This window comes from Kaistia dalseonensis (assembly GCF_030814715.1).
In the GTDB taxonomy this organism is placed as follows: Bacteria; Pseudomonadota; Alphaproteobacteria; order Rhizobiales; family Kaistiaceae; genus Kaistia; species Kaistia dalseonensis.
The window spans coordinates 647041-658665 of sequence record NZ_JAUSVO010000003.1 but is presented as its reverse complement, the minus strand read 5'-3'; the positions used below and the strand labels follow the sequence as shown (position 1 = coordinate 658665).

Annotated in this window: 14 protein-coding genes, 2 pseudogenes and 1 other annotated feature; of the genes and pseudogenes, 14 read left to right on the top strand and 2 right to left on the bottom strand. The window is 62.0% G+C overall.

Going from position 1 to position 11625, the window contains the following annotated elements; all coding sequences use genetic code 11:
* Positions 1–52 precede the first annotated feature (52 nt).
* Both QO014_RS13575 and QO014_RS13570 read left to right on the top strand, forming a co-directional pair.
* Positions 53–814, top strand: coding sequence for an SDR family NAD(P)-dependent oxidoreductase (locus QO014_RS13575; protein WP_266349231.1), 762 nt, complete (start codon positions 53–55; stop codon positions 812–814).
* A gap of 271 nt (positions 815–1085) precedes the next feature.
* Positions 1086–1371, top strand: a pseudogene (locus QO014_RS13570) (IS3 family transposase); the annotation flags it as partial.
* Positions 1190–1302, top strand: a sequence feature (AL1L pseudoknot). It overlaps the preceding pseudogene by 113 nt.
* Before the next feature lie 212 nt (positions 1372–1583).
* On the opposite strand, the gene QO014_RS13565 reads toward QO014_RS13570, so the two are convergent.
* A complete protein-coding gene (locus tag QO014_RS13565; RefSeq protein ID WP_266349230.1) occupies positions 1584–2480 on the bottom strand; it encodes a LysR family transcriptional regulator in 897 nt (298 codons plus the stop codon).
* A 200-nt stretch (positions 2481–2680) separates the two neighbouring features.
* Here QO014_RS13565 and QO014_RS13560 point away from each other — a divergent pair, with 200 nt between their 5' ends.
* The 8 genes and pseudogenes from QO014_RS13560 (at position 2681) to QO014_RS13530 (ending at position 7768) form a co-directional block, all read left to right on the top strand.
* The gene (locus QO014_RS13560; protein WP_266349229.1) at positions 2681–3100 is read left to right on the top strand and encodes a (R)-mandelonitrile lyase; all 420 of its coding nucleotides are present in this window, start codon (positions 2681–2683) and stop codon (positions 3098–3100) included.
* Positions 3097–3954 (top strand): SDR family oxidoreductase, encoded by an 858-nt coding sequence (locus tag QO014_RS13555; protein ID WP_266349228.1) that lies wholly within the window; start codon positions 3097–3099, stop codon positions 3952–3954. Before QO014_RS13560 ends, QO014_RS13555 begins: the two co-directional genes overlap by 4 nt.
* A gap of 59 nt (positions 3955–4013) precedes the next feature.
* The gene (locus tag QO014_RS13550; protein WP_266349227.1) at positions 4014–4835 is read left to right on the top strand and encodes an aldo/keto reductase; all 822 of its coding nucleotides are present in this window, start codon (positions 4014–4016) and stop codon (positions 4833–4835) included.
* 11 nt (positions 4836–4846) lie between these two features.
* Complete coding sequence (locus QO014_RS13545; protein ID WP_266349226.1) at positions 4847–5827, top strand: aldo/keto reductase; 981 nt, start codon at positions 4847–4849, stop codon at positions 5825–5827.
* A pseudogene (locus QO014_RS24575) lies at positions 5824–5967 on the top strand (hypothetical protein); the annotation flags it as partial. The gene QO014_RS13545 and the pseudogene QO014_RS24575, both read left to right, overlap by 4 nt.
* 40 nt (positions 5968–6007) lie before the next feature.
* The gene (locus tag QO014_RS13540; RefSeq protein ID WP_266349225.1) at positions 6008–6136 is read left to right on the top strand and encodes a hypothetical protein; all 129 of its coding nucleotides are present in this window, start codon (positions 6008–6010) and stop codon (positions 6134–6136) included.
* Positions 6129–6710, top strand: coding sequence for a flavodoxin (locus QO014_RS13535; protein WP_266349224.1), 582 nt, complete (start codon positions 6129–6131; stop codon positions 6708–6710). The genes QO014_RS13540 and QO014_RS13535 overlap by 8 nt, the downstream gene beginning before the upstream one ends.
* 41 nt (positions 6711–6751) lie before the next feature.
* Positions 6752–7768 carry a zinc-dependent alcohol dehydrogenase family protein gene (locus tag QO014_RS13530; RefSeq protein ID WP_266349223.1) on the top strand — a complete coding sequence of 339 codons (1017 nt, stop codon included), beginning with the start codon at positions 6752–6754 and terminating at the stop codon, positions 7766–7768.
* A gap of 404 nt (positions 7769–8172) precedes the next feature.
* On the opposite strand, the gene QO014_RS13525 is transcribed toward QO014_RS13530, so the two are convergent.
* A complete protein-coding gene (locus QO014_RS13525; protein WP_266349222.1) occupies positions 8173–8553 on the bottom strand; it encodes a nuclear transport factor 2 family protein in 381 nt (126 codons plus the stop codon).
* A gap of 120 nt (positions 8554–8673) precedes the next feature.
* Here QO014_RS13525 and QO014_RS13520 point away from each other — a divergent pair, with 120 nt between their 5' ends.
* From QO014_RS13520 to QO014_RS13505, 4 genes are all read left to right on the top strand, one after another.
* Entirely contained in the window at positions 8674–9594 is a 921-nt protein-coding gene (locus tag QO014_RS13520; RefSeq protein ID WP_266349221.1) for a LysR family transcriptional regulator, read from the top strand.
* Between the two features lie 132 nt (positions 9595–9726).
* Complete coding sequence (locus tag QO014_RS13515; protein WP_266349220.1) at positions 9727–10140, top strand: nuclear transport factor 2 family protein; 414 nt, start codon at positions 9727–9729, stop codon at positions 10138–10140.
* 108 nt (positions 10141–10248) lie between these two features.
* On the top strand, positions 10249–11022 hold the full coding sequence (locus tag QO014_RS13510) for an SDR family oxidoreductase (protein ID WP_266349219.1): 774 nt from the start codon (positions 10249–10251) through the stop codon (positions 11020–11022).
* A gap of 209 nt (positions 11023–11231) precedes the next feature.
* Entirely contained in the window at positions 11232–11612 is a 381-nt protein-coding gene (locus QO014_RS13505) for an FAD-dependent oxidoreductase (RefSeq protein ID WP_266349329.1), read from the top strand.
* Positions 11613–11625 lie beyond the last annotated feature (13 nt).

Below are 11625 nucleotides of genomic sequence, written 5' to 3'. Positions count from 1 at the left end.
TCCTGCGCGGGGACCATAATATACAGGGACGCAAACAATCGGAGAAAACACCATGTCTACATCTGCACGCATCGCCATCGTCACGGGTAGCAGCCGCGGGATCGGCAGGGACGCCGTGCTCCGCCTCGCCGAGCGGGGCGTGTCTTCCATCGTCACCTACAATAGTCGGCAGGATGAAGCCGCAAAGGTGGTCGAAGCCGTCCGGGCGGCAGGCGCAAATGCAGTGGCCTTGCAGCTCGACGTGAGCCGTTCAGAAAGCTTTGACAGCTTCGTCGCCGTCGTCGGTGAGGCGCTCGCCACTCTGGGCGCGAATCGCTTCGATTATCTCGTGAACAATGCTGGCACATCGTCAACCGCGACGCTGGCGAATGGGACCGGGGAGGAGATCGACGCGCTGTTCGCCGTTCACTTCAAGGCCCCCTATCTGCTCACCCAGAAGCTGCTGCCGCTGATGAACGATGGCGGCCGCATCGTGAACATCTCTTCAGGGCTTGCCCGCTTCAGCCTGCCGGGACGGACCATATATGGACCGATCAAGGCGGCGGTGGAGACGCTGACCCGCTACATGGCGCTGGAGCTCGGGCCGCGCGGCATTACCGTGAACGTCGTGGCGCCGGGGGCCATAGCAACCGATTTTAGCGGCGGCGCTACTCGGGACAATCCGGAGATCAACAAGGCCATCGCCTCGCAGACGGCGCTGGAGCGCGTCGGAGGGCCCGAGGAAGTGGGGCCGGTCATCGCAGCTTTGCTGTCCGACGACTTTCGCTGGGTGAACGGGCAGCGGATCGAAGTCTCAGGCGGCTTCCGCCTCTGATGCGCGCGAGGGTGTGCGAGGGGCGGGTTCGGGCCTCGCATGCTTTCGGCGGCAAACTCATGTCGCGTGAGCGATGCGAACTCAGGCCTCCCAGAGAGCAGGTCGGCAGGCAATGTTGATGCGGCAGCCGTTCAACGATGATCAACCCGGCGCCCGCTTTCAGGAAGCCGGCGAGAGCGGGCGGATGACCGAGATTGGTCGAAAGCTGCCGCACTGCCGACTGAACTGCCCCGGCTTTGTCGGAGGCTCCAACTCCTGAGAGGATGGGGCTATGACGAGCAAGACGACGAACAAGTTTTCGCCTGAGGTGCGTGCCCGGGCGGTGCGGATAGTGCTGGATCACGAGGCTGAACACCCTTCGCGCTGGCAGGCGATCGTGTCGATTGCGGCGGAGCTCGACCGCCGGTCGAAGACATGATCGCGTTCATCGATGATCATCGCGATGCGTATGGGGTCGAGCCGATCTGCAAAGTGCTGCCGATCGCCCATTGACCTATCATGCGCATGTCGTCCGGCGGCTTGATCCGTCGAAGTGCTCCGCACGGGCGTTACGGGACGAGGTTACGGCCCTCCACCCGCTCTGTACTTCTCTCAGCAAACACCACTCCTTTGATTTTATGGCATGGCGTAACCGTGAGCACTTGAGACAGGGCCGATGTGTGACATGCGTCAAGAGCGGACTACGGGGTGAACGCCCAGAACGGACATTCAAGAAAGCCAACCTCTCCCAAAGCTAACTTGACGAATGGCTCCCGCCCTTGTGAGCAGGCTAAGCAAGCCGGAATCGTAGAGCTTCGATCAGCCTCGCGAAAGCCGGCGAGGTTTGGCGCCGGCTGGGGTAGTAGAGGTGATAGCCGTCAAAGATCGGCATCCAGTCGCCGAGAACTCGGACCAGTTCGCCGGCTTCGACATGCGGCATTACCATGTCCTCTGGAATGCATGCCAAGCCTGATCCGACGAGAGCCGCCGAAAGCATGTGATGGCTGCTGCTGAACGTCAGCTGGCCATCCACCCTCACATTGAGCCGGCGGCCACCATGCTCGAACTCCCACGCGTAGTTGCCACCATAGGTTGGTAGGCGCAGATTGATGCAGACATGCTCCGTCAGATCGTGAGGGCTTGAAGGCAATGTTCGGCCTTCGAAATAGTCCGGGGAACCCACGACGGCCATGCGCCAGTCCGGCCCGATCCTGACGGCGATCATGTCTTTCGCCAATTGCTCGCCAAGGCGCACGCCCGCGTCGTAGCGCTGCGCGACAATGTCGACGAAGCCGTTCTCGGCGATGATCTCCAGCTGGATATCCGGGTAGCTTTTGGTGAAATCCTGCAGCCTGGGCCAAAGCACCGAATTGATGGCGTGCTCGCCGGCACTCAGCCGGATCGTGCCCGCCGGCTTGTCGCGAAACTCGCTGACCTGTTCGAGCGCGGCGTCGACTTCCCGAAACCGAGGCTCGACCGTCGCGAGCAGGCGCTCGCCTGCGTCGGTGGGCGACACGCTTCGGGTGCTGCGCGTCAGGAGCCGGACGCCCAGACGCTTTTCGAGACGGCGGAGCGCGTGACTGAGTGCCGATTGGGACACGCCCAGGCGCGCCGCTGCGCGCGTGAAGCTCCGGTCCTGGGCGACCGTTATGAAGGCTATGAGGTCGGCAACATTATCGCGGTCCATTCATGAATCGGTATCATGAAGCGCCCATTTCGTCATCCATCGCGCTCACGATGAGCGCCGAACGGCTCTCTGGCAACGGACAATGCGCTGTCCGACTCCCCGTCGTTCCATGAATCCCATTCATAGGCTCAAGCAGGATGACGCCACTAATCAGCTGAGTGCGACGGGCTTACCTTGTCGTCGCAGCAAGGAGAGCCCTCATGAAGATTCAGCGCGCAGGTTCGCAGCCCTCCGCCAAGGGGCCGGCTGACTGGTTTACCGGAACAGTCAGGATCGATCCGCTCTATCCGGTTGAAGCCCCCAGCATCATGGCCGGAAACGCTGTGACCTTCGAGCCGGGCGCTCGCACCGCCTGGCATACCCATCCGCTCGGGCAGACGCTGATCATCACGGCCGGACGTGGTCTGGTGCAGAAAGCGGATGGCCCGATAGAAACGGTGCTGCCGGGTGACGTGGTTCGCTTCGCGCCGGGGGAAAAGCACTGGCACGGCGCCAGTGCCGCGACAGCAATGAGCCATATCGCGATCCAGGAATCCCTCGACGGCAAGGCGGTCGACTGGATGGAGCATGTCAGCGACGCGCAATACGGCATCGAGGTCGAAGGAAAGCCAGGCCGATGACCGACGTGACTGTTGTGATTGGCGCGGGCTCGATCGGCCAGGCCATTGCCCGCCGCGTCAGCTCGGGCAAGCATGTTTTGCTCGCCGACCTGCGGCTTGAGAATGCCGAGACGGCCGCCAAAGTCTTGCTCGATGCCGGCTTCGAGGTCAGCACTGCGGCCGTTGATGTATCATCGCGCGGTTCCGTCGAGGCGCTTGTCGAGACTGCGACGGCGCTGGGGGACGTGACCGGGCTGATCCACGCGGCCGGCGTTTCGCCCTCGCAGGCCAGTCCCGAGACGATCCTCAAGGTCGATCTCTACGGCACGGCGCTGGTGCTCGAGGCGTTTGGCGCCGTGATCGCCAAGGGTGGCAGCGGGGTCGTCATCGCCTCCCAGTCCGGCCACCGGCTGGGCGCGCTCACCGAAGATCAGAACAGGGCGCTGGCGACGACGCCCGCCGACCAGTTGCTAGCACTGCCCTGGCTGCAGCCATCCGCGGTTACGGACTCGCTCAACGCTTACCAATTGTCGAAGCGTGGCAATTCGCTTCGCGTGATGGCGGAGGCGGTTCGCTGGGGCAAGCGTGGTGCACGCATCAACACGATCAGCCCCGGAATCGTCATCACGCCGCTCGCCCGGGACGAACTGACCGGCCCGCGTGGCGCGGGCTATCGACGGATGATCGAGCTTTGCCCCGTGGGGCGTGCGGCTACGCCGGACGAGGTCGGCACTGTCGGCGCGCTCCTGATGGGCCCCGAAGGCGCCTTCATCACCGGCAGCGACTTCCTGATGGATGGCGGCGTGACCGCTTCCTACCGATACGGCGAACTGGCCCCGGATAACGGCCAAGCTCAGAAGGATGCCCGCCCGTGACAAACGTACCGAACCTGCAACTCAACAATGGCGTTCAGATTCCCGCCATCGGCCTCGGCGTGTTCCAGACGCCGCCTGACGAAACCACGGCAGCGGTGCAGGAAGCCCTTCGCGTCGGCTACCGCCATATCGACACGGCGGCCGCCTATGGCAACGAGCGAGAAGTCGGCGAGGGGATCCGCCGCTCCGGCATTCCGCACGAGCAGGTCTTCATCGAGACCAAGATCTGGATCAACGACTACGGCTTTGACGAAACCCTGCATGGGTTTGAAAAAGGCGCCCGGAAGCTGGGCGTCGATCAGCTCGACCTGCTGATCCTGCACCAGGCGCTGCCCTCCGCTTTCGACAAGACCCTGGCGGCTTACCGCGCCCTGGAGACGCTCCTGGCCGATGGCAAGGTTCGCGCGATCGGCGTCAGCAACTTCATGCCTGAGCATATCGAGCGCCTGCTGGCCGTGGCGAAGATCGTACCCGCGGTCAACCAGATCGAGGTGCACCCCTATTTCCAGCAGGCTGAACTGCAGGTTGTGAATAGGCGGCACGGCATCCTCACCCAAGCCTGGTCACCCATCGGCGGCATCACCTTCTACCGCGGCAACGGCAAGAGTTCGTTGGAAGACCCCACGATCCTTGGCATTGCAAAGACGCATGGCAAGTCGGCCGCGCAGGTGATGCTGCGCTGGGGCCTGCAGCAGGGCCGCTCGGTGATCCCGAAATCCATCAAGCCCGCCCGCATTGCCGAGAATTTCGACGTGTTCGACTTCGAACTGACCCCTGCCGAACTGGCAGCCATCGACGGACTGGAAACCGGCATTCGCGGCGGACCGGAGCCCGACTTCGTCACGCTCGACAATTTCAGCCGTCCGATCCCGGAAGCATGAGGAGACACGACATGAAAAGGCGACAACTCGGCGCCAGCGGCCTCGAAGTCTCCACCATTGGCCTCGGCTGCATGGGTATCAGCCAATCCTATGGCACACCGCTCGAACCCGCCGAGGGCATCAAGCTCATTCGTGGCGCTTTCGATCGCGGGATCACCTTCTTCGATACCGCCCAGGTCTACGGTCCCTATACGAATGAAGAGGTCGTCGGTGAAGCCCTGGCGCCGATCCGCGACGGGGTCGTCATCGCAACCAAATTCGGCTTCAACATTCCGGAAGGTGGCGGCATGGACAGCCGGCCCACCCATATCCGCGCCACGGTCGAGGATTCGCTGAAGCGCCTGCGCACCGACTATATCGACCTTCTCTACCAGCACAGGGTCGATCCCAAGGTGCCGATGGAAGATGTCGCCGGGACCGTGAAGGCGCTGATCGCGGAGGGCAAGGTCAAGTATTTCGGCCTCTCGGAGGCTGGCGTGGCCAATATAAGACGCGCGCATGCCGTGCAACCGGTCGCGGCCCTGCAAAGCGAGTATTCGCTCTGGTGGCGCGAGCCCGAGGAGCAGATCATTCCGACCCTCGAAGAGCTGGGTATAGGTTTTGTCCCCTTCAGCCCGCTCGGCAAAGGCTTCCTGACCGGCACCATCGACGCCAGCACCCGCTTCGCCGCAAACGACTTCCGCAACCAGGTTCCACGCTTCAGCGAAGCGAACCGCGCTGCCAATCAGGGCATCGTCGAGACGCTGGCCCGTATTGCCGGGGAAAAGGAGGTCACGCCGGCGCAACTCGCGCTGGCATGGGTCCTGTCCCGGAAGCCGACCTTCGTGCCCATTCCCGGCACCACCAAGCTGCACCGCCTGGACGAGAACATCGCCGCGGCGGATATCGAGTTGTCCGAAAGCGAACTGGCGCAGATCGACCACGCATTCTCCAACACGGCTATCCGGGGCGAACGCTACTCGCCCCAGCAGCAGGCGCGGATCGACCGATGAGCGCCGGTCTCTCAGGGTCGCCGAGAGTGATCGTGCTCGGCGCCAATGGCCAGCTGGCCCGGCATACCGCCCCGCAACTGCTGCGGGCCGGTGCGGCGCTCACACTATATCTGCGTCGCGCCAGCCGTCTCGACAATCCTGATCCGTCGCGGGTTCGGATCGTCGAAGGCGACGTGCTCGATGCAGCTGCGCTCGTGGCCGTTCGTCGGCCACGATGTGACACTGGACGGGCTGGCGACCCTGATCACGGCGCTCGCGACGACGCCGGGCCTGCATATGCGGGAGAGTCTCGGAGTCAGTCATGTCTGAACTGAAGCGCCGGACAGCCCTGCAGGCGTTGGCCCTGGCGCCGGTGATGGCCGTGCTTGGCGCGGTCGGCCCGGCAAGAGCGCTGGAAGGGCCGTCCTCGGCCTCGTCGCTGGTCGCCTATTTCAGCCGGACCGGCAACACGCGGGTCATTGCCGGGCAGATCAGGCGCGCGACAGGTTCCGTCATCTTCGAGATCGCGCCCGCTGTTCCGTATCCGGAGGACTACGAGCAGACGGTCGGACAGGCTCGGCAGGAAACGGCCGACGGCTTTCGACCTCCCTTGCGGGCCAGTGTCGAACACATCGACCAGTACGAGACAATCTATCTTGGCCTGCCCGTCTGGGGCACCACTGCACCACCCGTCATTCGCGCATTTCTGGCCGCGCACGACTTGCGGGGCAAGACGCTTGTGCCATTCATCACCCATGGCGGCTATGGCGTCGGCAGCAGTGTCTCCGTCATCGCCGGGCATGCGCCGGGTGCCCGTATCGCCGCCCCCTTCGTGATGGAAGCGGATCAGGAACGGCGCACGCTCGAACAGGTAACAGGCTGGCTCGGCAAGCTGACGCCGTAGCCGCTCGACCAACCAAAACGCTTGAAAACAAGGACGAAACGATGTTTGGAACGACCCTCTACGCGCCGGGCGACGTGCGCTACGAAGAGCTGCCGGAGCCCGCGATCCTCAAGCCCACCGATGCCATCATCAAGCTCTCGGCCACCTGCGTTTGCGGTTCCGACCTTTGGCCCTATCGGGGCGCCAACACGGTGACCGCGCCCATGCATATGGGTCACGAATATTGCGGCGTCGTGCTCGAAGTCGGCGGCGCCGTGAAGACCGTCAAGCCAGGCCAGTTCGTCGTCGGCTCCTTCGTGATTTCCGACAATACCTGCCCGCATTGCACTCATGGCTTTCAGTCGTCCTGCGAGCAGCGCGAGTTCATGACGGGTGCGCAGGCGCAATATGCCCGCGTGCCGCTGGCCGACGGCACGCTGGTGGCGACCGACGAAATGCCCGCGGATGACCTGATACCGAGCCTCCTGGCAGCCTCCGATGTTCTCGGTACCGGTTGGTATGCGGCCGATGCGGCGCGGGTGCAGCCCGGTTCGACGGTCGTCGTCGTCGGCGACGGTGCCGTGGGACTGATGGGCGTGCTGGCCGCCAAACAGATGGGTGCCGGCCGTATCATCGCCATGAGCCGGCACAAGACCCGCCAGGATCTGGCTCTGGAATATGGCGCGACCGACATCGTCGCCGAACGCGGCGAGGCCGGCATTGCCAGGATCAAGCAATTGACCAACCGCATCGGTGCGGACTCCGTGCTCGAATGCGTCGGCACGCAGGAATCCATGCAGCAGGCGCTGCAGGTCGCCCGTCCGGGCTCGATGGTCGGCTATGTCGGCGTGCCCCACGGCGTCACCTTCGACGGTCAGAACCTGTTCTTCACCCAGGTCGGCATGCTGGGTGGACCGGCGCCGGTGCGTCGCTTCCTGCCACATCTGATGGAGCTTGTGCTCACCCGGAAGATCAATCCCGGCAAGGTATTCGACCTGGAACTGCCACTCGCCGAGGTGGCCGAAGGCTATAGGGCGATGGACGAACGCCGGGCCATCAAGACACTGCTGCGTGTCTAGCCAGTCCCAGCGGCAGAAGAATGTTGCGAAATCATTGAGCCAAGTCACCGCCCCCTGATAACGCAACTATGCCGGCAAATTCGGCTCCGGGTGAAGTGCGACCGGCTGAGCGGTCGGCCTCTAGAGCGCTTCTGCTTTTGACGGAATCTGGGGATTCCCATTGGTGTGAGTTTGTGATTCGAGATGCTGGCTGGGCGGAGGCCAGCGTCGATGGTCCGAGCACTGGCTCGCCGCCCGATAGCGGACGTTCGGCTTTGCGTCCTCATTCCGGTCACGCGGGGACTCTTCCAGAGTTCCCCAACACCTGCCATTGGTTCAAAGCTCTTCGGTGGAGGATGCTGGGGACGCAGGAGCCCGCTGTCGGCGGGCAAGACACGTGAATGACCTCGCCCGCCGCGGCGCGCTCAATCCTTGCTGAACGCCTGTGAGGCTGCGAGCGTATCGAGCGCTTCTCGAAGCAGTTTTATCTTCCCGTCCTTGGCGACGAGCCGCCCGGCATAGGTCTGCTTGTAGACCTTACCGGTTGAGACCACCGGGGCCTCGACCTGATACTCGCCGAACGCCCGGTCCTCGGTCATGATCGTGATGTCGATGTTCTTGAATCTGAATTCGGGAACCTTGGAGAGGAGGCCCGAAATGAACTTCTCGATTGCGTCCGGGCCCTGGGCCCGAGCGTTGATCGTCGGAAGTTCCAAGATACCGTCATCTGCGAAGAGGCTCGCCGCAGCCGCGGGATCCTGGATGTTCGCCAGATAGGCTTCGAGCAGTTGCGTAGCGTTTTTCATAGGCTTGTCCTTCCATGGGTTAGGCCGTGCCGTAGAGATACACCTCCCACTGTTTGCACAAAGATGCGGAATATGGTTTCATAATCCATATCAGTGGATAATCGCGGCGGGTAGAGGACGATGGATCAGCTTCTCGCGATGCGCACCTTTGTGCGGATTGCTGAATCAGGAACGTTCGCAAAGGCTGCCGACCTGCTTAACCTGCCGCGGTCTACGGTCAGCAAGCTCATTTCCGACCTCGAGGATCATCTCGATACCAAGTTGATCCAGCGCACGACCAGGTCAGTCACCGTCACGCCAGACGGCGCAGAGTATTATGAGCGCGCCCTTCGCCTGCTCGACGAGCTAAATGACATGGACCAGCAGGCCCGGCGGACCAAGGCTCAGCCCCAAGGCAAATTGCGCGTCGATATCGGCTCTTTGCTCGCCAATCGGATCCTCATTCCAGCGCTCCCAGACTTTTGGCAACGCTATCCAGACATCGAAGTCTATCTCGGCGTGAATGACCGGCCAGTTGACCTTGTTGGCGACGCAGTCGACTGCGTCATTCGGGGTGGCGCGCTCAGCGACAGCTCGTTGATTGGCCGGCGCATATGCCAATTGGACTATGTGACCTGCGCCTCTCCCGACTATCTGGCGCAGCGATCCGGACCCTTGCACCCGCGTGAACTGGAGACGGGGCATCAGCTCGTAAGCTATTTTTCTGCATTGTCCGGCAAAGTCTTTCCGCTCCTTTTTGAGCGGGGGACAGAAAGAATAGAAGTGTCCCATTCAGGTGTCGCGCTCAATGAAAGTACGGCGCATCTTTCGGCGCTGCTTTCAGGTCTCGGCATCGGCCAAACGTTCCGCTTTGCTGCGCAGCCATATCTCGATGATGGACAGCTCGTCCCACTGCTCGATGACTGGACTCGCGATTGTCATCCGCTTTATGTCGTCTATCCATCCAATCGCCACCTCAATGCGAAACTGCGCGTATTTATCGAGTGGGTCGCTCAGACTTTCGCCCGAGTGGATGTGCGTCAGATGCTCGGCGAACAGTGATTTCTGCGAACCGAGTGCCCGCAAAGGCACCCGATTGTCCATCAAGGTGATCAGTGTTTCCAGATTATCTGACTGAACAGCGGTTCCTCGCTGCGCCATTTCGATCTGGCAAGTGGATCAAAGGAACCTGCCATGACCGATTCCAAGCCCCTGAACGCTGAAGAACTTCTGCTGCGCTCGCTCGACCTTCTCCCTCGCGACCTTGATGCCTGGTCAGCGTTGTTCGCCGAAGACGCCGTTTTCCATCTGCCCTACGCCGGCACCTTTGATGCGCCTACAAGTCGTGAAGGACGCGAAGCTGTCTTTGCTGGCATGACCTGGTTCTTGTCGCTTGTGGACAAACTAGAGGTCGGCGACGTGACCGTGCACAATATCGCTGCTCGCGATGCGGTCGTCGCCGAGTATTCGGTCACCGGCAGGATGCGGTCGAGCGGTAAGCCGTTCGATCAGATCTACATCGTCAGGGTCGAGGCCGAAGATGGCCTGATCACTCACTTCAGTGAGTATTTCGACACGCTGCGCTTCAAGAAGCACCTGGAAAGTTGAACTGCCAATCGCGGGCTGGCCGCAGCAAGGCGGCCGGCCCCAGACGGTCCACATCAATTGGCGTGCGCCTTTGGACGCATCACCAGGCACAAGATGAAGATAGCAAATATGCGCAATATCTCAGAAGCCAGACCGCTGAGGGGCAAGGTTGCGCTGGTGACCGGCGGGGCTCGCGGCCTTGGACTGGAAACCAGTCGTCAGCTCGCCCGCAAGGGCGCTCATGTGATGATCGCTGCCCGCGACATTTCCAGGGCAGAGGCAGCCGCAGAAAGCCTCCTCAGCGAAGGTCTGCACGTCTCGACCCTGAGACTGGAAGTGACCAGCGTCGCCGATCACCAAACAGCATACGCCGCTATCGAACGCTTGCATGAGCGGCTCGATATCCTGGTGAACAATGCCGGTATCCTGGTTGACGGTGGCGCGGGCGCCCTAGCCCCCGACCAACCGCCAAGCGATGCTCACCCGCGGACGGTGAGAGACATCGTCGATGTCAATTTTTTCGCCCCTGTTCTTCTCACTCAGACCCTGCTCCCCCTGATCAAACGCTCGGAGGCCGGTCGGATCGTGAATGTCTCCAGCATCAGGGGATCGCTGTCGCACATGTCTGACGCTAGCTCCCCAATCTATCGAAACCGTACTCTTGGGTACAACGCATCCAAGGCAGCACTGAACGCCTTCACCATTCTTCTTGCAGAAGAGTTGCGAGACACGGCGATCAAAGTGAATGCCATTCACCCCGGCTGGCTGCGAACCGACATGGGTGGGAAAGAGGCAGATATGAGCGTTGAAGAAGGCGCCGAGATCGCAGTTCACTATGCCAGCCTCCCCGAAGACGGCCCGTCCGGAGGCTTCTTTTTTGGCGAGGATCGCCTACCATGGTGAGGGGTGCAGAGCTGAGGCTTGAACGAGACGGAGAAGGGCAGAACCCTTTCCTCCGTGTTGTGCAGCACGACAATACCCATGGGCCGGCGAAAGGCATCGTCTCCAACTCCAGTTTTCACCAGCAGGCGGGTCACCATTGGGTGTCACCATGCTAGCCGTACCGCCACGATTAGCCCCGACAACCGACCCAAAGACGGTCATTGTCGTCGGTGCCGGTATCCGTGGACTTCGTGGCGGCACTCGAACTTGAGCGCGCCGGACACCATGTCCGGATCGTCGAGGCCCGGCAAAGGATCGGCGGCCGGGTTCACACACAACGTGCGCGAGACGGCGCGCCCATGGCGGAGGCGGGCGCAGGTCGAATTCCCCGATCGCATCGCTGGACCTGGGACTACATAGATCAGATGGGACTTGCCACCAGGCCGCTTTATCCGGCCGGGCTCAAAAATGTCGCCCTGATCAACGGCAAACGGTGGGTTGTTGACGCCACGACGGACTTGACGGTCGATCTGCCGACCATTCCTTTGCCAAGGACAGATCTTCTCTGGGGGGCGCGGAAGTCAGGCCTTCACGGTCTGAAATGCCATTGAAGACGCAAGCGTC

Excerpts from the sequence above, each read along its gene's own strand:
- QO014_RS13575 (WP_266349231.1), top strand. The coding sequence starts at position 53 with ATGTCTACATCTGCACGCATCGCCATCGTCACGGGTAGCAGCCGCGGG.
- QO014_RS13565 (WP_266349230.1), bottom strand. The coding sequence starts at position 2,480 with ATGGACCGCGATAATGTTGCCGACCTCATAGCCTTCATAACGGTCGCC.
- QO014_RS13560 (WP_266349229.1), top strand. The coding sequence starts at position 2,681 with ATGAAGATTCAGCGCGCAGGTTCGCAGCCCTCCGCCAAGGGGCCGGCT.
- QO014_RS13555 (WP_266349228.1), top strand. The coding sequence starts at position 3,097 with ATGACCGACGTGACTGTTGTGATTGGCGCGGGCTCGATCGGCCAGGCC.
- QO014_RS13545 (WP_266349226.1), top strand. The coding sequence starts at position 4,847 with ATGAAAAGGCGACAACTCGGCGCCAGCGGCCTCGAAGTCTCCACCATT.
- QO014_RS13540 (WP_266349225.1), top strand. The coding sequence starts at position 6,008 with ATGCAGCTGCGCTCGTGGCCGTTCGTCGGCCACGATGTGACACTGGAC.
- QO014_RS13535 (WP_266349224.1), top strand. The coding sequence starts at position 6,129 with ATGTCTGAACTGAAGCGCCGGACAGCCCTGCAGGCGTTGGCCCTGGCG.
- QO014_RS13530 (WP_266349223.1), top strand. The coding sequence starts at position 6,752 with ATGTTTGGAACGACCCTCTACGCGCCGGGCGACGTGCGCTACGAAGAG.
- QO014_RS13525 (WP_266349222.1), bottom strand. The coding sequence starts at position 8,553 with ATGAAAAACGCTACGCAACTGCTCGAAGCCTATCTGGCGAACATCCAG.
- QO014_RS13520 (WP_266349221.1), top strand. The coding sequence starts at position 8,674 with ATGGATCAGCTTCTCGCGATGCGCACCTTTGTGCGGATTGCTGAATCA.
- QO014_RS13515 (WP_266349220.1), top strand. The coding sequence starts at position 9,727 with ATGACCGATTCCAAGCCCCTGAACGCTGAAGAACTTCTGCTGCGCTCG.
- QO014_RS13510 (WP_266349219.1), top strand. The coding sequence starts at position 10,249 with ATGCGCAATATCTCAGAAGCCAGACCGCTGAGGGGCAAGGTTGCGCTG.